Origin of the sequence: Alcaligenes sp. SJTW-7 (assembly GCF_047716895.1) — a bacterium.
Classification (GTDB): domain Bacteria; phylum Pseudomonadota; class Gammaproteobacteria; order Burkholderiales; family Burkholderiaceae_B; genus Alcaligenes; species Alcaligenes ammonioxydans.
Genome location: NZ_CP136682.1, coordinates 1,199,124 through 1,218,364, shown reverse-complemented (window position 1 = coordinate 1,218,364; position 19,241 = coordinate 1,199,124). Strand labels below are relative to the sequence as shown.

17 protein-coding genes are annotated in these 19,241 nt (G+C 57.5%); 4 read left to right on the top strand and 13 right to left on the bottom strand.

The features are described from left to right. Positions 1 to 101 precede the first annotated feature (101 nt). Complete coding sequence (gene hrpA, locus RSQ48_RS05390) at positions 102 to 3,893, bottom strand: ATP-dependent RNA helicase HrpA (RefSeq protein WP_336579712.1); 3,792 nt, start codon at positions 3,891 to 3,893, stop codon at positions 102 to 104. A gap of 72 nt (positions 3,894 to 3,965) precedes the next feature. Between hrpA and argA the strand changes: the two genes are divergently transcribed. From argA to RSQ48_RS05375, 3 genes are all read left to right on the top strand, one after another. Further along, positions 3,966 to 5,321, top strand: a complete 1,356-nt coding sequence (gene argA, locus RSQ48_RS05385) for an amino-acid N-acetyltransferase (RefSeq protein WP_003802412.1) — start codon at positions 3,966 to 3,968, stop codon at positions 5,319 to 5,321. 93 nt (positions 5,322 to 5,414) lie between these two features. After that, the gene (locus tag RSQ48_RS05380) at positions 5,415 to 5,687 is read left to right on the top strand and encodes an oxidative damage protection protein (protein WP_003802413.1); all 273 of its coding nucleotides are present in this window, start codon (positions 5,415 to 5,417) and stop codon (positions 5,685 to 5,687) included. A 495-nt stretch (positions 5,688 to 6,182) separates the two neighbouring features. Continuing rightward, positions 6,183 to 7,469: an EAL domain-containing protein gene (locus RSQ48_RS05375; protein ID WP_415302205.1), complete on the top strand. Its 1,287-nt coding sequence runs from the start codon at positions 6,183 to 6,185 to the stop codon at positions 7,467 to 7,469. Positions 7,470 to 7,576: 107 nt separating this feature from the next. On the opposite strand, the gene phoU is transcribed toward RSQ48_RS05375, so the two are convergent. From phoU to alr, 12 genes are all read right to left on the bottom strand, one after another. Continuing rightward, on the bottom strand, positions 7,577 to 8,311 hold the full coding sequence (gene phoU / locus RSQ48_RS05370) for a phosphate signaling complex protein PhoU (RefSeq protein WP_003802415.1): 735 nt from the start codon (positions 8,309 to 8,311) through the stop codon (positions 7,577 to 7,579). A gap of 87 nt (positions 8,312 to 8,398) precedes the next feature. Next, positions 8,399 to 9,082 (bottom strand): ribose-5-phosphate isomerase RpiA, encoded by a 684-nt coding sequence (rpiA, locus tag RSQ48_RS05365; RefSeq protein WP_415302204.1) that lies wholly within the window; start codon positions 9,080 to 9,082, stop codon positions 8,399 to 8,401. A gap of 38 nt (positions 9,083 to 9,120) precedes the next feature. After that, positions 9,121 to 9,474, bottom strand: coding sequence for a Spx/MgsR family RNA polymerase-binding regulatory protein (locus RSQ48_RS05360; protein ID WP_003802417.1), 354 nt, complete (start codon positions 9,472 to 9,474; stop codon positions 9,121 to 9,123). A gap of 18 nt (positions 9,475 to 9,492) precedes the next feature. Next, positions 9,493 to 10,299 carry an ABC transporter permease subunit gene (locus RSQ48_RS05355; protein WP_003802418.1) on the bottom strand — a complete coding sequence of 269 codons (807 nt, stop codon included), beginning with the start codon at positions 10,297 to 10,299 and terminating at the stop codon, positions 9,493 to 9,495. After that, positions 10,296 to 11,216, bottom strand: a complete 921-nt coding sequence (locus RSQ48_RS05350; RefSeq protein ID WP_003802419.1) for an ABC transporter permease subunit — start codon at positions 11,214 to 11,216, stop codon at positions 10,296 to 10,298. The genes RSQ48_RS05355 and RSQ48_RS05350 overlap by 4 nt, the downstream gene beginning before the upstream one ends. Continuing rightward, positions 11,213 to 12,343, bottom strand: a complete 1,131-nt coding sequence (locus RSQ48_RS05345) for an ABC transporter ATP-binding protein (protein ID WP_059318559.1) — start codon at positions 12,341 to 12,343, stop codon at positions 11,213 to 11,215. The genes RSQ48_RS05350 and RSQ48_RS05345 overlap by 4 nt, the downstream gene beginning before the upstream one ends. 5 nt (positions 12,344 to 12,348) lie before the next feature. Next, positions 12,349 to 13,455 (bottom strand): polyamine ABC transporter substrate-binding protein, encoded by a 1,107-nt coding sequence (locus RSQ48_RS05340; protein ID WP_003802421.1) that lies wholly within the window; start codon positions 13,453 to 13,455, stop codon positions 12,349 to 12,351. A gap of 77 nt (positions 13,456 to 13,532) precedes the next feature. Further along, on the bottom strand, positions 13,533 to 14,252 hold the full coding sequence (locus tag RSQ48_RS05335) for a 3-deoxy-D-manno-octulosonic acid kinase (RefSeq protein WP_003802422.1): 720 nt from the start codon (positions 14,250 to 14,252) through the stop codon (positions 13,533 to 13,535). 9 nt (positions 14,253 to 14,261) lie between these two features. Further along, entirely contained in the window at positions 14,262 to 15,041 is a 780-nt protein-coding gene (locus RSQ48_RS05330; protein ID WP_003802423.1) for a sulfite exporter TauE/SafE family protein, read from the bottom strand. 5 nt (positions 15,042 to 15,046) lie between these two features. Next, positions 15,047 to 16,432, bottom strand: a complete 1,386-nt coding sequence (radA, locus tag RSQ48_RS05325; RefSeq protein ID WP_059318558.1) for a DNA repair protein RadA — start codon at positions 16,430 to 16,432, stop codon at positions 15,047 to 15,049. Positions 16,433 to 16,441: 9 nt separating this feature from the next. Beyond that, positions 16,442 to 17,158 carry an SDR family oxidoreductase gene (locus RSQ48_RS05320; protein WP_003802425.1) on the bottom strand — a complete coding sequence of 239 codons (717 nt, stop codon included), beginning with the start codon at positions 17,156 to 17,158 and terminating at the stop codon, positions 16,442 to 16,444. 18 nt (positions 17,159 to 17,176) lie between these two features. Beyond that, positions 17,177 to 18,307 carry an alanine racemase gene (gene alr / locus RSQ48_RS05315; RefSeq protein WP_415302203.1) on the bottom strand — a complete coding sequence of 377 codons (1,131 nt, stop codon included), beginning with the start codon at positions 18,305 to 18,307 and terminating at the stop codon, positions 17,177 to 17,179. A 70-nt stretch (positions 18,308 to 18,377) separates the two neighbouring features. On the opposite strand from alr, the gene hpnC reads away from it, so the two are divergent. Then, entirely contained in the window at positions 18,378 to 19,238 is an 861-nt protein-coding gene (hpnC, locus tag RSQ48_RS05310; RefSeq protein WP_131071412.1) for a squalene synthase HpnC, read from the top strand. The last annotated feature ends 3 nt before the right edge of the window (positions 19,239 to 19,241 follow it).

Genomic DNA, 19,241 nt, shown 5'->3' with positions numbered 1-19,241 from the left:
CCTGCCTTAAAAAGCAGGCTCATCGATGCAGAGAGGGGCTAGCGGCCCGGGCGTCGCCAGCCCGAAGGCGGGCCTGGTGGGAACACCGAAGCGCCAAGGGCCTAACGCTGCAGCGCAGCCCAGGCTTTCTCCAGACGCTTGACCGACACCGGCATGGGTGTGCGCAGCTCCTGGGCAAACAACGATACGCGCAGCTCCTCCAGCATCCAGCGAAAATCGCGCAGTCCGCGGTCAGAGGCCCCTTTAAGAGCGGCAACAGCACGTTGATACTTCATCAGCAAGGGCGCCATGTCCTGCATCAGACGCTGATCGCGGGCCGGGTCGGCGCGCAGCTTGTCCACCCGCGTCTGGATGGCTTTCAAATAACGCGGCATATGTGCCAACTGGGCATACTCATTACTTTCCAGAAACAAGGTGGGCATCAGGACATTCAATTGCTGTTGAATGTCTTTCAATGCCTCGGGATGTGCTTTAATCTGCGCCAGTTTTTTTTGCGCCGCACTCCACTCATTCAGGATCTGGCCCGCCAGACGCGCCACCTCCTGGGCTACCAGCCCCAGACGGCTGCGCCCCTCTTGCACACGCGCTTCAAACTCGGCCTGATTCTTAGGCCAGGGCTCCATCATGCAGGACTGTTCCAGGGCCACATTAATAATCTGATCACGTAACTGCTCCTGCGTACCCAGATTGATATAGAGCATGCTGATCCGCGTCAGGTCTGTTATGTTCTTCTCCAGAAAGCGCACCTGCTCACGCAAGGCCAAGCGGAACAAGCGTCGCAATCCCTGGCGATGATGACGCTGGGCCTGGGCCGGATCGTCAAATACGTCCAAATCGCAATGGGTCTTTTTGTCGATCAAGGCCGGGTACCCGATGAAGCTGCGTCCCTTGCGCTTGATTTCCATGAGCTCGGGTAGTTCACCAAAACTCCAGCTGCTCAGTTGCTCATGCTCCAACACCTGCGCCACCTGCTCATCACTGGCCGCCAGTTGCTGGAACGAGGCCTGGGCCTGACGTCCGTGCTCAGCTTTGAGCTGATCCAGATTCCGACCGCCCGACAACATGCGTCCATGCTCGTCGATCACCCGAAAGTTCATGAACAGGTGGGTGGCCAGCGTCTCGGGCTTGAAGTCACTGCGTTGTGGCCGCTGCTTGACCTGCTCCCACATATCCTGGGATATCGCATCCAGCAAACTCATGCCCGGATCGGATGCCTTGTCGAACCAGCGTTGGTGAAAAGCAGCCGCATATTCGGGCAGCGGCACGCAGTGACGACGGATACGCTGTGGCAAGGACTTCAACAAGGCCAACACCTTCTCCTTGAGCATGCCCGGCACCAGCCACTCGCAGCGGGCCGCATCGATCTGGTTCAAGGCGAACAAAGGCACACTGAGCGTTACTCCATCGCGCACTGAACCAGGCTCGAAGTGGTAGTCGAGCGCCATTTTCACGCCCTGCCACTGGACCGAACGCGGAAACACTTCCGTCGTAATACCGGCAGCGTCATGCTGCATCAGCTCGTCGCGGTTTAACTCCAGGCCCTTGGCCTGTTCTTTGGTCAGGCCCTTGAACCACTTTTCCAGCGTGGCTGTCTGATACACGTCCTTGGGAATACGCTGGTCGTAAAAAGCGTAGATCAGTTCCTCGTCCACCAAAATATCAGGACGACGCGATTGATGCTCCAGGCGTTCCACTGCTTGAATCTGCTGACGGTTATGGCGCAGGAAAGGCAGGTTGGAATCTATTTCGCCCGGTACCAGGGCCTGGCGCAAAAACAGTTCGCGGGCCTGCACCGGATCAATCCGGCCAAAGTGAATGCGACGGCCACTGTAAATCAATAAGCCATATAAGGTCGCCCGCTCGTTCGCAACCACCTGGCCGGCTTTCTTCTCCCAGCGCGGATCACTCCAGGTTTTGCGCAGCAAATGGGCACCGACTTTTTCAATCCATTGCGGCTCGATCCGGGCCACACAGCGAGCAAACAGCCGTGTGGTCTCCATCAGCTCGCCCGCCAGAATCCAGCGGCCCGCTTTTTTGACCAGCTTGGAACCGGGGTGAATCACAAAGCGCAATTCACGCGTGCCTTGATAGACGCCGGTTTCTTCGCTCTTGTAGCCAATATTGCCGATCAAGCCGGTCAACAAGGCCAGATGCACCTGCTCATAGGTCGCCGGCGAGGGATTGGCGACCCAGCGCTGTTCCTGCACCAGACTGCGCAATTGGGTGTGGACATCCCGCCACTCTCGAATGCGCAGCGGCGACAGCAAGGCCTGTTTGACGCTATTGGCAAACTTGCGCTGCGAGCTTTGTTCCTGCGACAGTTCTTCCAGCCAGTTCCACAGCTTCACATAGGACAGAAACTCGGACTTGTCGTCATTGAAACGGGCGTGAGCCTGGTTGGCTGCTTCACGCTCATGAACAGGACGATCACGCGGATCTTGAACGGACATGGCCGAAGCCACAATCAGCATTTCCGTCAAACAATGATGCTCGTGTCCGGCCAGAATCATGCGGGCCACACGCGGATCCACGGGCAGTTTGGCCAGCGACCGGCCTACCTTGGTCAGGCGCTGTTGCTCGTCCAGTGCGCCCAGCTCTTGCAAAATTTGATACCCATCGGCAATCGCGCGGCCAGTGGGCGGCTCTACAAAGGGGAAGGTTTCCACATCGTCCAGATGCAGGGCCTTCATGCGCAAAATTACCGACGCCAGCGAGGAACGCAAAATCTCGGGATCGGTAAAAGGAGGACGACTGTTGAAATCCTGCTCGTCGTAGAGGCGAATACAGATACCGGGGCCAATACGGCCGCAACGCCCCGCCCGCTGACTGGCCGAGGCCTGACTGATCGCCTCGATACGCAATTGCTCGACCTTGTTGCGCCAGGAGTAGCGCTTGATGCGAGCCAGACCACTATCGACCACAAAGCGAATGCCGGGCACAGTCAGCGAGGTTTCTGCCACGTTGGTCGCCAGCACCACCCGGCGGGCATTGCCTTTGGGGCGGAAAATACGCTCCTGATCGGCCTGAGACAGACGCGCAAACAGGGGCAGGATCACGGTGTTGCTGGGTTTGTCTTTTTCCAGCGCCTCGGTGGCTTCACGGATTTCGCGCTCGCCGGGCAGGAACACCAGAATATCGCCAGTACCGTGTCGGGCGCATTCCTGCACCGCATCCACGATGCCTTGCATCAGATCCCGTTCTTCCTCGGAGGCAGAACGACGTTCCTCGGCATCGACTAAAGACGGGTCCAGAATCGGGCGATACACAATATCGACGGGATACAGGCGGCCTGATACTTCGATCACAGGCGCATTCTTGCCCTTGTGACCAAAATGCTGTGCAAAGCGCTCGGCATCAATCGTGGCCGAGGTAATGATCAGTTTCAGATCCGGACGCCGTGGCAGCAACTGCTTTAAAAAACCCAGCAGAAAGTCGATGTTCAGACTGCGTTCATGGGCCTCGTCAATAATGATGGTGTCGTAACGGCTTAACAAGGGATCGCGCTGGGACTCAGCCAGCAAGATCCCATCTGTCATCAATTTGATGGCAGAACGCGGTCCAGTCTTGTCGTTAAAGCGGATCTGATACCCTACCCAGTCACCAATCTCGGATTGCAGCTCCTGGGCAATACGCTTGGCCACCGAGGTGGCGGCCAGACGACGCGGCTGGGTGTGGCCAATCATCTTGCCTTGCAGGCCGCGGCCCAGCTCCAGGCAGATTTTGGGTAACTGGGTGGTTTTACCCGAGCCGGTTTCACCACACACAATGACCACCTGATGGTCTTTGATTGCCTGGGCAATTTCGGCCCGACGGGCGCTGACGGGCAGGTCATCAGGATAAGAAATTGTTGGTAAAGAGTGTGGGTTTTCAGTCAATTCGTCGGACTCGTGCATGAAAGGTAGTTTCTGGTACAGACATCATTATAATTTTGGCTTGAAACCATTTGGACGCAAAGATCCCCCGCAATGAACACAGACATCCCCGACTCGTACAACGCCATCGACACACCTGATGAATCCCAAGCACAATTTGTGCGCTGGTTCAGAGAGGTGGCGCCTTATGTGCACGACTTTCGTGGCAAGACGTTCGTGGTGGCCTTTGGGGGCGAGCTCATCAATGATGGACTGCTCTACACCCTGATTCCGGACTTGTCGCTGCTGTCGGCCCTGGGCATCAAGCTGGTACTGGTGCACGGCTCACGCCCCCAGGTCAATGAACAACTACGCCTGAAAGGCGAGACCACCCAGTTTGGACGAGGAACGGAACCGACCAGCGCCGTCGCTCTGGAGTGTGCCAAAGAAGCTGCGGGTGAAATTCGCCTGGATATTGAAGCTGCTTTCAGCCAGGGTTTGCCCAACACCCCCATGTCCCATGCCCAGATCCGCATTATTTCGGGCAACTTTGTAACCGCACGTCCTGTCGGTGTGATTGACGGCCTGGATTTCAAGCATTCGGGTGCGGTGCGCAAACTTGATGTGGACGCCATGCGCGTCATCCTGAATCAAGGAGCGCTTATTCTACTCTCCCCACTAGGTTTTTCTCCAACCGGCGAGGCCTTCACCCTGGACATGGAAGATCTGGCTACCAGCACAGCTATTGCGCTGCGTGCGGAAAAACTGATTTTCCTGACACCCGAGCATATCGGTCATTCCAACAATCTGGATATTGATTCGGAACTGGCCCGCGCCGATGCCGATGCCCTGCTGGCGTCAGGCAAACTTGACCAGGACTGCTCCACGTTCCTGCGCTATGCCTCTCAGGCCGTCAAACGCGGCATCGCCCGTGCGCATCTGGTGCCCTACAAGCAAGACGGCAGCATCTTGCTGGAGATCTTCACCCACGACGGGGTGGGAACCATGGTGGTGGAAGACACGCTGGACGATTTGCGCCCGGCCAATCTGGACGATGTGGGCGCGATTGTGCAGTTGATCGAACCCCTGGAAATTGACGGCACCCTGGTGCCTCGGGGCCGTTCGGTCATTGAGCGTGAAGTGGAACGCTTCACCGTTCTGGAGCATGACGGCATTATCTATGGCTGTGTCGCCCTGATTCCCTACGAAGAAGAACGCATGGCCGAGATGGCCTGCCTGATCGTCCACCCGGAATGGCAGGGCTCGGGCGAAGGCGAAATCCTCTTGCGTCACACCGAGGCCAAGGCTCGTGCAGCGGGCTTCAAGCGCCTGTTTGTACTCACTACCCGCACCTCTCACTGGTTTATCAAACGGGGGTTTGTCCAAGGCGGTGTGTCGGATCTGCCCAAAGGCAAGCAATCGCATTACAACCGTTCGCGCAACAGCATGGTTTTCATCAAGAAGCTATAAGCTGGCGTGCTGAGCGACTCCAGGCCGGTTTGACGGCCTCCATGCCCTCAGTACAATACGCGCATTCAAGCATTTGATTAAAAAGGAATACGTATGGCACGCATGATTCACTGTGTGAAGCTCAAGCAGGAAGCCGAGGGCCTGGAGTTCCCCCCTTATCCGGGCGAGTTGGGCACCAAAATCTGGCGCTCGATCTCCAAACAGGCCTGGGCCAACTGGATGGAAGTGCAAACCCGGCTGGTCAATGAAAACCGCCTGAATCTGGCTGACGCCCGTGCCCGCAGCTACCTGAAAGAGCAGATGGAACAATATCTGTTTGAAGACAAGGACGTGGAAGCCGACGGCTTTACCGCCCCCCAGGCCTAAACGTACCAGCAGGCCACACACTCGCCCCCGGAGCATGTTCATCGTGCTCCGGGGGTTATTTATTGCCCTCCACTCACCGCCCTCCCTCTTTGCGCACGCCTCCGCCCAGCACTTCCCCCCCGAGAGGAACGTAAATAAATGAAACCCTCCGCCACAATTACGTTTCAGACTGGTCAAAAATCAAAAGAAAAAAGCATTTTTAAAAGCTACTCAGGGCCCCAAGGCACAAAATCACGGCTGGCCTTGATACACGCTCAGGGAGTCCAAGCCAGGTAGCGGACGCAGTACAAACACAGGAATAACGGGCTAAGGAACACCCTGTCCAGAGCCGCCCCCTACCTTGGTCCACTTCTACGCCAAGCCATAACCGGTTTGCCGACCCTCAAGCCAAACAGGCCCCTCACGTGTTCATGTCTGCGCAGTCAAGCACGCGCCAAACGCCGAGCCACTGAACCGCACAGCCGCTTACTGCTTTACCCACAGGAAAAGAAGTTCATGTGCCGCCTAGACTTACCCGAGATTGCCCCCTACTCCACCCACTTGCGTTTATGGCTGGTCAATCTCAGTTATCTGCAGGCCTTGTATGGTTCTGAGTTTCATCGCTTTGTGCTGGATACGGTGCAGCAGCGACTACTGGACTGCGGTCTGAACGCTGGAGAGGTGCTTATCCAGGGAGACTATGTTCTGATCACCTTGCACCGCCTGAGCAGTCAGGCGCGCTTTCAACGTGCCCACCCCAATGCCCTGGCCCAGTTGCTGGGCGCTGCTCTGGAGTGCGACCCCATCAGCCAGGGCGACAAGCGCATTTATCTGCATACTCAAGTGGCCTATCACTACGACAGTCGCCAGTACGATACGGACCTGCTCCATCCACCGGTTCCTAACCCCAGCTCTCACCATCACCCCGCCACACTGGCTGTCTGGCACAAGGTCTGGGCCAGAACCTATCGGGACGATATGAACCTGGCGGTCCGGATGCTGGACGACCTGCAAGACGGCTTGTTAGCGTTGGCCTTTCAACCCATTTATCACCTGGACGCAAAACATCAGGGTGCCGCCTTCTATGAGGAAGCCCTGATTCGTCACTCGCGCGGCGCGGACTATTCCTTACCCGACGCAATAGCTGCCATGGAGCGGCTGGGGCTGATTTCACGCCTGGATCGCAGCGTGCTCGGAAGTGTGGTGGGGCTGCTCAATGCCGACCCTGCCCTGTGTCTGGGGGCCAACCTGTCTGCCGGCTCTTTGCAGGATGATTTATGGTGGCAGGATTTCTTCAGCTACCTGGACAGCCGGCCGGATGTCGCTCAACGCCTTATTCTGGAGATAACAGAGACAGGCTCCATTGCCCACAAACCCACAGCCTTGCGTCTTATCGCCCAACTGCAAAACCTGGGGGCGCGCATTGCTCTGGACGATACCGGCTCAGGCAACAGCACCCTGGCCTTTCTGGTACAGACCCACGCGGATATTGTGAAAATTGATCGCTCGATTTTGCTTCGAGCACGACGCCCCGGCCAACCCACGCACTTGCTGCGCAATTTGGTCAATGTCTGCGCCGACTACAGCCCCTATGTCATCATTGAGGGCGTGGAGAATGAGGCGGATCTGAACCTTGTGCGCCATTCCGGTGCACAGGGGGCACAAGGCTACCTGCTGGCACGTCCTACCCTGACCCCTACCTGGTGGGAGCACCCCTCATTCATTACCGTGCAAGACGCGGTACTCGTTCGAACCCGGTTCTACCCAGGCTGCGCACCATTGGGCCATCGCCTGGGCTTTTAACCTACCGTCCTGGCACGGCAGTCAGATGCCGCCCTACGTGCTGAAAGCAATCAAGCCTTGCATGGATGCATGCAAGGCTTGAAACACACAGGCCCACCACATCAGAATCAGACTTTGTCTTCAGATTCCGGCTCTGGCAACGGCTCACCACGCGCTGTACGTTCGGTGTTTTTCACACCCGTGTGACGCACATCATCGCCGCGAACCATGTAGATCACCCGTTCCGCCATGTTCTTGGCGTGATCGCCAATGCGCTCCAGCGCACGGGCAATAAAGATCAGGTCGATGGAGTGCGAGATCGTGCGCGGGTCCTCGATCATGTAGGTAATGATGTGGCGCAACGAACCTTTCCACTCACGATCCACTTCCTTGTCACTGCGCACAATCTGTGCCGCATGCACCGCATCCTGACGCGCAAAGGCATCGAGGACATCGTTGATCATGCCAGCGACCGAGGCGCTCATGTGGCGCAGCTCCACAACGGGCTCGTAGCCTGCCGTGCCTTCGTGCAGACGGCGCGCCATCTTGGCGATGCGCTCGGCTTCGTCCCCGCAGCGTTCCATATCGGTCAGCATCTTGGAGATGGACAGCAACATGCGCAGGTCAATGGCAGTTGGCTGATTGCGGGCAATCAGGTTGGTGATGCGCTCGTCAATCTCCACCTCGAGGCGATTGATTTCTTTCTCACGCTCGCGAACCTGATCGACCAGCGACATATCCCCTGTCTGCAAGGCTTCGGTCGCACTCCGGACCATCGATTCAACGATGCCGCCCATCTGCAAAAACAGTGAACGGGTAGCCTCCAGATCGGAGTGAAACTGCTTATTGGTATGTTCGTTCATAGTGGCCTTCTGTAACAGCAAAATGGCTCGCGCCAGCGCTTAATCCATTCATAGATTAAGCACCGATTATGACAGAGACATTAAAATTCAGAAACCGTCAGCCAAGAGCGTACGCACCCCTTGCTGACCGGCAATCAAGGCCACGCTGGCAGGCGCAATCGCGAACAGGCCGCAACAAACCACCCCAGGCATATTATTGATGCGTGCCTCCAAGGCTGCCGGGTCCTCAATGGACAGACCGGACACGTCCAGAATCAGGCCACCGTTATCGGTGACAAAGCCCGCACGCTCGACAGGAGTGCCACCCAAGGCACGCAGCTGACGGGCGACAGCATTTTTAGCCATGGGGATGACTTCCACCGGCAAGGGAAACGCGCCCAGGCGCTCCACCAGCTTGCTCTCGTCCACGATGCACAGGAACTTGTCCGACACCGAAGCCACGATTTTTTCGCGGGTCAAGGCGCCGCCGCCTCCCTTGGTCATGTTCAGCGCCGCATCGATTTCGTCTGCACCATCCACATACCAGTCCATGCGTTCGATGGTGTTGAGGTCTTGCACCGCAATACCCAGGCTTTGCAGACGAGCCGTCGAGCGCTCCGAGCTGGACGCTGCGGCTTTGAAGGCATGCTTGTGGGTCGCCAACGCATCAATAAACAAATCGACCGTGGAACCGGTACCCACACCCAAGATGGAATCAGGCGTCAGGAAAGGAAGGACGTATTCAACTGCGGCCTGCGCCACCTGTTGTTTGAGTTCGGACTGTGTGTACATGGCAGATATAAAAATCGGGGGGCTGGGCCCCCCATGGTTTATTTAAGAAAACGAGCGGCAAACTTGCCTTCATTGAAACCCACGCTGACCTCACCGTCAGGTGTAATCAGCAAGGGGCGGCGTACCAAGGCGGGAAACTCGGCAATCAAAGCCAGCCATTGGGCATCGTCCTGCGGCTCTTTGCGTTGCGCAGGCAGATTGCGCCAGGTCATGGAAGCCCGGTTGACCAGCTTGGGCCAGCCACCCAGCTCGTGCGCCCATTGCTGCAAACGAGCCGCTTCCAAAGGATGCTCGCGGTAATCCACAAAACTGAGCGACAGGCCGTTTTGCTCAAACCAGGCGATGGCCTTTTGGCAGGTACTGCAATTTTTCAAACCGTACATGGTGAACATGGCAGAACTCCTTATCAATCAAGCGCGGCGCTCGCGGCGTGCCTGCAGGCGATTGGCGAACACGACAAAAATACCAATGACCAAAATCAGCAACGTTGCCAGGGCGTTAATCTCGGGCTTGAGGCCCAGACGTACGCGCGAAAACACCTCCACAGGCAAGGTAGTAAAGCCCGGGCCAGACAGGAAAGAGGCAATCACCACATCGTCGAGCGACAGGGTAAAGGCCAGCAACCAGGCGGCCATCAAGGCCGGCACAATCGAGGGCAGAACAACCTGGAAAAATGCTTTCAAGGGCGTGGCGCCCAAGTCCAGCGCCGCCTCTTCCTGCGAGCGATCCAGCTCACGCATACGCGACTGCAAAATCACCGTGGCATACGCGGTACACAGCACCACGTGCCCGATCCAGATGGTGAAGATACCGTTTTGCTCCGGCCAGCCAAACAAAGCGTTCAGCTCCACAAACATCAGCAGCAGGGATATGCCCAGCACCACCTCCGGAATGACCAGCGGAGCACTGACAAGGCCAATGTACAGGGCAAAGCCCTTAAAACGCCCCATGCGCGCGAGCACATAGGCAGCCCAGGTACCCAGAATCGTGGCCATGCTCGCTGTCAGTACCGCAATCAGAAAAGACAGCTTGGCAGCACTGAGCAAAGCCCTGTCCTGAAACAGGGACTCGTACCAGCGAAAAGAAAAACCCGACCAGGAGGTCATGATGGCCGAATCATTAAATGAAAAGACGATCAGGAACAGAATCGGAATGTAGAGAAAGCCAAAGCCCAATGTCAGGACCAGGGCACGCAACCAGGGATTGGGTTTGGTCATCGACGGCCTCCCCGCTGTGCTTCCATTTGTCGCATCTGGCTGTACTGGAACAGGATCAAGGGAATGATGAGCAGCAAGACCATCACGCAGGTTACCGCCGCAGCCATCGGCCAATCGGCATTATTGAAAAACTCCGTCCACATGACCCGGCCCATCATCAAGGTATCGGCCCCCCCCAGCATTTCCGGAATCACGTACTCGCCAACCGCCGGGATAAACACCAGCATGGCACCGGCCACCACACCCGACATGGACATGGGCAAGGTGACGTTCCAGAAAGCCGACCAGGGTCGGGCACCCAAGTCGTAGGCCGCCTCAAGCAGGCGCATATCCAGTTTGACCAGATTGGCATACAAGGGCAGGATAAAAAACGGCAGATACGCGTAGATCAGACCGATATACACCGCCAGATCGGTACGGTAGATTTCCAAGGGAGCATCAATCAGCCCCAGTCCCATCAATGCCTGATTAAGCAAACCATCACCACGCAAAATGCCCACCCAGGCATACACGCGCAAGAGCATGGATGTCCAGAAGGGCAAAATCACAGCCAGCAACAGCAGGCTGCGAACGGCCGGCGACGAGCGGGCGATATAGTAGGCCACCGGATAGCCGATCAGCACACAGAAGATCGTGGTAACCGCAGCCATCTTCAGGGAGCTGAAATAGGTAGCCAGATACAGATTGTCGCTGAACAGCAAAATATACCCGCGCAGGTTCAGCACGAAGGAAATGCTTTCATCGGCAATCTGGGCCAACGGTGTGTAAGGCGGCACCCCAAAATCAAGATCGGCAAAGCTGATCTTGAGCACGAGTAAAAAGGGCACCAGCAGAAACAGGATCATCCACAAAAACGTGGGCGCCACCACCAGCGTACGACTGGTGGGCAGCAGTTTGCGCCAGGACAGATTTTTCATGTGCTCAGCACCGCTACGCTGTCATCAGACCAAGACACGTAGACCTCTTCGTCCACGCCAGGTGCGTCGGGTTGAGCCAAAGTGCCACTGGGCATTTGCGCTTCGATCAGCATGCCGGCATCCAGACGGATCTGGTAGCGGGTGTAGCTGCCCATCCAGGACACGTGGGTCACGATGCCGTGGCCCCAGTTGGTATCTTCGGAGGGCAGCTCGCGGCTGACCTTGATCTGCTCAGGGCGGATGGACACGTACACGTCCATGCCCAGCGGCTCGCTGATCCCGTGGCTAACGTACAGCGGACGGCTTAACTCCTCGCACTCGATATGCACATGATCGGGCTCGTCCACCGTCACCACACCGGTAAACAGATTGGTGGAACCGATAAAGCCCGCCACAAAGCGCGAGTTCGGAAAGGAATACACATCGTACGGCGTACCCGACTGGATGATCTGGCCATCCGACATGACTGCCAGACGACTGGCCATGGTCATGGCCTCTTCCTGATCGTGGGTCACCATAATGCAGGTCACGCCCACGCGTTCCAGGATTTTGACCAGTTCAATCTGCGTCTTCTGACGAATCTGCTTGTCCAGGGCGGACATGGGTTCGTCCAGCAAAAGCAGCTTGGGACGCTTGACCAGGCTACGCGCCAGAGCGACACGCTGTTGCTGCCCGCCTGACAACTGGTTGGGTTTGCGGCGTGAAAAGCCAGCCATCTGCACCAGATCCAGCGCCTCAAAGACACGCTCATGGATTTCGTTGCGGGGCACGCCTTCCTGCTTCAGGCCAAAGGCCACATTGGCCTCGACCGACATATGCGGGAACAGCGCATAGGACTGGAACATCATATTGACCGGCCGCCGGTAGGGCGGCAGGTCGGTAATGTCCTCATTATCCAGATAAATCCGACCGGAAGTCGGCTCCTCGAATCCAGCCAGCATACGCAACAAGGTCGACTTGCCACTGCCCGAACTGCCCAGCAGGGCAAAAATCTCGTGACGGGCCACGTCCAGACTCACGGACTGGACAGCCACGGTGTCGCCAAAAATCTTGACGACTTCGTCCACACGCACGAAAGCGTCCTCGCCATCCATCCAGGGCGAGGTTCCGGTACGGATATCTTGCATGATGCCTAACGTCCAGACTTGAGTTCAGCCCACAGGCGCGTTTGCAAACGCTGCACCTTCAATGGCTGCGGTTTGATTACGAACAAAGTCTTGGAGACTTCGGGCGATGGGTAAATCATGGGGTTGTCGGCCACTTCCTTGACCACGAACTCGCGCGCATCTTTATTGGCGTTCGGGTAAAACATGGTGTTGGTAATGGCGGCGTGTACTTCCGGCGTTTCAATGTAGTTGATAAAGGCATGCGCCTCTTTCACATTGGTCGCGCTCTTGGGAATGGCCATGGTGTCAAACCAGACCGGCGCCCCGCCTTTGGGTATGTAGTAGTCAATGGCGTAGGGTTTGTTGGCCTGACGCGCACGGTCGGCAGAGATCATGACATCGCCGGAAAAACCGTAGACCATGCACAGATCGCCCGCGGCCAGCTCATCGATATAACCCGAAGAGCTGAACTGACGCACGTATGGACGAATCTGTTTGAGCAGATCCAGAGCCTCACGATAATCGGCCTCGTTGCTGCTGTTGGGGTCTTTGCCGATGTAGTGCAGGACGGCCGGAAAAACCTGCGCGGCTTCATCCAGAATGGAAATGCCACAGCCTTTCAGTTTTTCGGCATTTTCAGGCTTGAACAGCATGTCCCAGTTCCCCAGGTCGACTTGCTCGCCCATGATTTCCTTGACCTTGGTAACGTTGTAGCCTAGGCCATTGGTGCCGTAACCCCAGGGAATCAGATACTCATTTCCCGGGTCCACATCCGAGAGCAGGGCCATGATGTCCGGGTCCAGGTGAGACCAGTTGGGGATCTGACTTTTATCCAGCTTCTGGAACAAACCACCTTCGATCTGACGGGCTGCGTAATGGGTGGACGGGACCACGACGTCATAGCCCGACTTACCCGTCAACAGCTTGGCCTGCAAGGTGTCGTTATTGTCATAAACGTCATACCGCACGGTAATCCCAGTGGCTTTCTGAAAGCCGGACAAGGTGTCGGGAGCTGTATATTCAGCCCAGTTATAAACGTTAACAACCTGATTCTGCGCCTGTGCAACAGGCATGATGGCGGCAGCGGCCAGCAGGCCAGCGAGCACCTGTGGTGTGTTCATCCCAAAAGACATCGCGAGTCCCCTTCCTATCGAAAGCGAAAAACCCAAAAGGCGAGATGATAAAGCTTTTTTAAAGCCCGTAGTCGTAATTAACGCTGCGTTTCGTGACGGTAAGCTGAAAACATCTGCTGCCACCACCTGTCGCCCTGCGACCCACACACTTTGAGCAAGGATCGCCTGAGACGTTGCACATTGCCCAGCGCCTGGGCGGGGCTGACAGGCCCCTGTCGTGCTCGGTCAAAATCGATCAGCCAGACTTTGTCATTCGCATCCAGCAAAATATTGTAGGCGTTAAGGTCAGCGTGCCAAACCTCGAATTGATGCATGCGGACAATCTCGTGCGCCACCGCTTCGGGGCGGGCTCGGTCCAGGCACATACTCAAAGGCTGCACATCGGGCACCCGCTGGCTTATCAAGGCCGCACGGTAGCAAAAACCGTGTTGCCACCATGCCCCGGCCAGCACTTTGGGAACGGCCAAACCCTTGTTGTGCAAATAAGACATCACCTGAAATTCTCGCCAACTGCGAGTGCGCGAGGCCCCTTGCCACAGGTAGGCCGATTCATTGAAGCGGGCCACCAGACCACCACGGCGATAGTGACGCAGCACAGCCTGGCCAAAGGGCCCGTTCACAAACCAGGCGGCCTGTCGGCCACCCTGGCCCACTTTGCTGGCCTGATCACCGTAGGAGGCGGCCTCGAACCAGCGCTGCAAGGCCTGGGGTTCCAGATCCAGCTGCTTGGCCAGCTCCGGTGCCAGCAGGGCACCGCCCCCCGGCAAAGAATAGACAATTTCGGATTGGGCGCTCACAACGGCTCCTCAGGCTCGGACCAGCAACAAGGCCATGATCAGTACCAACATGCAGGCAAAAATAAACTTCAGGCGGTTCTCGGGCAGCCGGTGGGCCAGCCGTACACCGAAAGGTACCAGCATCAAACTGCCCACCGCCAGGGGAATACCGACCTGCCAGGCGGCCTGACCATGAAATGCGTAGGTTGCCAATGCAACCAGGGTGCCCGGAATAATCATGGACAGCGCCAACCCTTGTGCGCCGGTCTGGCTGTAGCCCATGCGACTGGTCAGAAACGGCACCACCAGGACTGCGCCCCCCACCCCGAATACTCCCCCCGCCAAACCGGCCATCATGCCAACGGCAACATACCAGGCTTGACCAAAAGATTGCGGGTCTGGCCGCGGTGTCCCAGTGCGACGGCGCCGCCGCGAAAAGCCCAAACTCTGATCAAAATAATACAAGGCGATCGCCATCACAAATAACGAGTAGATACGGCGCAGCAAGATGGCATCCATGCCCAGCGCCAGACGTGCGCCCAGCCAGGTAAAGAGCATGGAAGACATGGCCCCCAAGGCGGCCCGTCGAAAATCGATATGATTGTGACGATGGTACTGACGCACGGTCATGAGCACGGCGGGCACCACCATAATCAGCGCCGTACCTTGAGCTGTTTGCTGGTCCATGCCCAACACCAGGCCAAGCAAGGGGATAGCCAGCAAACCGCCCCCAATGCCCAGAACACCACCCGTGTAGCCAATAAGCGCGCCTCCCAGCAAGCAGGCCAGGATCAATTCAAGGCTTATCATGGCTATTACAGGTTGCGCAGTCGATCGACAGCGTCCTCGACCCGATCTACCGCCCAGATTTCAAGGCCTTCAACCGGCTGACGCGGCGCATTGCTCTTGGGAATCAGGGCAATGCTGAACCCGAGCTTGGCCGCTTCACGCAAACGCTCCTGGCCGCGAGGAGCAGGACGGATTTCGCCGGCCAGGCCGATTTCCCCGAACACCACCAGGCCACGCGGCAAGGGACGATTATTCAGCGAGGACAATATGGCCAGAAGTACGGCCAAGTCAGCCGCCGGCTCGGTAATCTTGACACCCCCTACGGCATTGACGAACACGTCCTGATCGTAAGTAACCACGCCTGCATGGCGATGCATCACCGCCAGCAACATGGCCAGACGCGAGCTTTCCAGCCCCACCGACAGGCGACGCGGGTTTGGCACATGCGCCGAATCCACCAAGGCCTGAATCTCGACCAGCAAGGGCCGTGTGCCTTCCTGAGTGGCCATGACGCAGGAACCGGCCACGGTTTGGGAATGCTGCGACAAAAACAGGGCCGAGGGATTACTGACTCCCTTCAGGCCTTTTTCCGTCATGGCAAACACGCCTAATTCATTGACCGCCCCAAAGCGGTTCTTGAACGCGCGCACCATGCGGAAAGACGAATGGGTATCGCCTTCGAAATACAGTACCGTGTCCACAATGTGCTCCAGCACACGGGGACCGGCCAAGGTCCCGTCCTTGGTGACGTGACCGATGAAAATCATGGAGGTGCCGCTTTGCTTGGCCAGACGCGTCAGTTGAGCCGCACATTCTCGCACCTGCGAGACCGAGCCGGGAGCGGCGCTGAGCTGATCCGAATACAGGGTCTGGATCGAATCGATCACCACCACGCTGGGTTGATGAGACTGCAAGGCCTGACTGATGGATTCCAAGCGAATTTCGGCCAGCAGGTCTACCCCTTCCGTTGGCACGCCCAAACGACGGGCACGCAAGGCAACTTGCTCGGCGGACTCCTCACCAGTGACGTACAGAACCTTGGTTTGCTGGGCCAAAGCGGCCATGGCCTGCAACAATAACGTGGACTTGCCCACACCGGGATCACCCCCGATCAGAATCACGCCCCCTTCCACCAGCCCGCCGCCCAGAACGCGATCAAACTCGCCAATGCCGGTTGGCACCCGCGGGAGCTCTCGCGCCTGCACATCGGAAAGACTTTGAACCGGACTGGAGCCTGCCAAAGAGGCAAAACGGTGGGCGCTGGCGGCGGCCGGACTCTCCACGGTTTCCTGCAGACTGTTCCAGGCTCCACAGGCAGGGCATTTTCCCGCCCACTTGGGTGTATCTGCCCCGCACTCTGTGCAAACAAATACCACTTTGGCCTTGCGGGCCGCACGAGTACTGGTGGCCATAATAATTCCTTAACGTCCGGCCAGGCTGCCGCCGCCATCCACGCCCAGATTTTGGCCGGTGATATAGGCCGCTTCATCGCTGAGCAGGAAGGTGACAGCCGCGGCCACTTCCGCGGCCTGTCCAAAACGCCCCAAAGGAATGGAGGACAGACTGCGTTGCTCGGCTTCACTGCCGACAGGATGGTTGGCACGGAACAATTCGGTTTCGATCGGACCAGGAGACACCGCGTTGACGGTAATGCCATAAGGAGCCAGTTCCAGCGCCCAGGTGCGGGTACATCCCAGCAAGGCACTTTTGGCGGCGGCATAGCTGGTACGGTCGAAACCGCCGTGCACGACACGACTGCAGATATTGACGATACGGCCTTCCTTGCGCGCCTTCATCGACGGGATGAAAGCCTGGGCCACCTGCACCGCCACGCGCACATTCAGGTCAAACACCTGATAGAGATTGCCCAGATCCACCTGACCAATAGGCTCAGGCGCGACCATTCCTACATTGTTCACTACCGCATCCACCGGGTATTTTTCGCGGATGACGCGCAGCATTTCCTCGGTTTCTCCTGCATTGCTCAAATCGCAGGAATACAAATAGCCGGGGAAATCAATATTTTCCGTGTGGCGGGCCAGTCCCACCACATGAGCGCCGGCATCAGCCAGTCTTTGGCTGATGGCCCAACCGATTCCTTTGGTAGCGCCGGTAACGAGTACGCATTTATTTTTCATGGCTATGCCTTGTTGGTGTTAATTCTGGACGACGCGCGGCACGCGGGGCGCCACCGCACAAATCAATTCGTAGCCCAGGGTTCCGGCAGCCGCTGCAACCTCGTCCACACTGGGCCCGCCCTGACCGAACAACACCACCTGACTGCCTACACCGGCGGCGGGCACCGGGGTGAGGTCTACGGCCAGCATATCCATGGAGACACGACCGAGCAAACGGGTACGGACACCGTTGACGGTGACCGGAGTACCGGTTCCTGCATGACGCGGATAACCATCGGCGTAACCACAGGCCACCACGCCAATTCGCATCGCCTGCTCTGCCACATAGGTATGGCCGTAGCCGATACCCTCTCCTTGCTTGACGCCGCGCACGCTGATGATTTCAGCAGCCAAGGTCATGCCCGGCTGCAAACCGAAATCTTCAGCGCTGATTGATGCAAACGGCGAGCTGCCATACAGACAGATTCCGGGGCGCACCCAATGATCCGGGCCAGAGGGCATGTAAACCCCCAGATCGGGGCTGAGGGTAGCGGCCGAATTGCAAACACTGACCGGGCCTGGCAAACCATCGGTAATCCGGTTAAAGCAGCGAATCTGCTCCAACGTGGCATCAATATTGTCGTCCGCGCGCGCAAAGTGCGTCATGCGCCCCACCGCACCCAACTTGCCCGCTTTTTGCAGCCGTTGGGCGCGCTCAAAGGCAGCAGGGTAATCATCCACACTGAAACCCAGGCGGTTCATGCCACTGTTGAGCTTGACCATGGCGTTCAGGGCCGCTCCGCCTTTCCACTGCTCCAGCATCTTGAGTTGCTCGTGGCAATGAATCACGGTGGTCAGGCCAAACTCAGCCAGCACATCCAGATCTTCAGGCTGGAAAAAACCTTCCAGCAACATGATGGGACCGGTCCAGCCGGCAGCCCGACAGCGTATGGCTTCTTTCAGGTCCAGCATCGCCATACCTTCGGCGGCACTGAATGCCCGCACGGCATTTTCGATGTCATGGCCGTAAGCATTGGCCTTCATGACGGCCCAGATATGGGGCCGTTTTACACCAGATGGAGCCGTGGCATTATTCAGGCTCTGAATAACCATATCGAGATTGTGACGCAGTGACGCAATATGAATGGTGGCCGAGATTGGACGTGGCATGGTTCTCCCCGAAGCAATACGAAAGTCTAAACCAGCCCTAGTGGAAACGAAAGCCGTATACTGGCGGACTATGTCTATCGAGCACTATGAAAACTTCCCTGTCGCCTCTGTGCTGCTGCCGCGTCGCCTGCGCCGACCCGTCACCGATATTTATCGTTTTGCCCGCAGCGCCGACGACATTGCCGATGAAGGCGACTTAAGCGCTGCCCAACGTCTGGAGCTGCTTGCGCAGTTTGAAGCCAGTATCGAGCAACTGCAGTACCATCAGCCCGTTCTACCCGATTCGCCCCACAGCGAGATTTTTGTCCCATTGGCGGCCAGCATCCGCAATTTTCAATTGCCGCTCAAGCCCTTTCTGGATCTGTTGTCCGCCTTCCGCCAGGACGTCACCACGCATCGCTACAGCGATATGGCGCAGGTACTGGATTACTGTACGCGCTCGGCCAACCCGGTCGGTCGGCTGATGCTGCATTTGTATCAGGCCCACCAGCCAGAATGGGTCGAGATGGCCGACTCCACCTGTACAGGCTTGCAACTGGTCAACTTCTGGCAGGACGTGGCGGTGGACTGGCACAAAAACCGTGTCTATATTCCGCAGGATCTACTGGCGCAGCATGATCTGGATGACGACTACATCCAGGCTCGCACTCAACTGCTGCGGCAACCCCAGGCCGATGCACGCTGGCAGGACATGATGCAGTTGCTGGTCACCGATGCCCGTCAGCGCCTGCAAGCGGGCCTGATCTTGTCCGCACATCTGTCCGGACGAATCAGCCTGGAATTGAAAATGATGGTCCTGGGCGGACTGCGCATTCTGGAACGACTGGAAGCGGTAGAGTTTGATGTCTTCAGTCACCGCCCCACCCTGTCCCGCCTTGACTGGCTGCGCCTGATCACCCGCGGCTTGAGCCGTACCTCTTACCGACCCTGAACG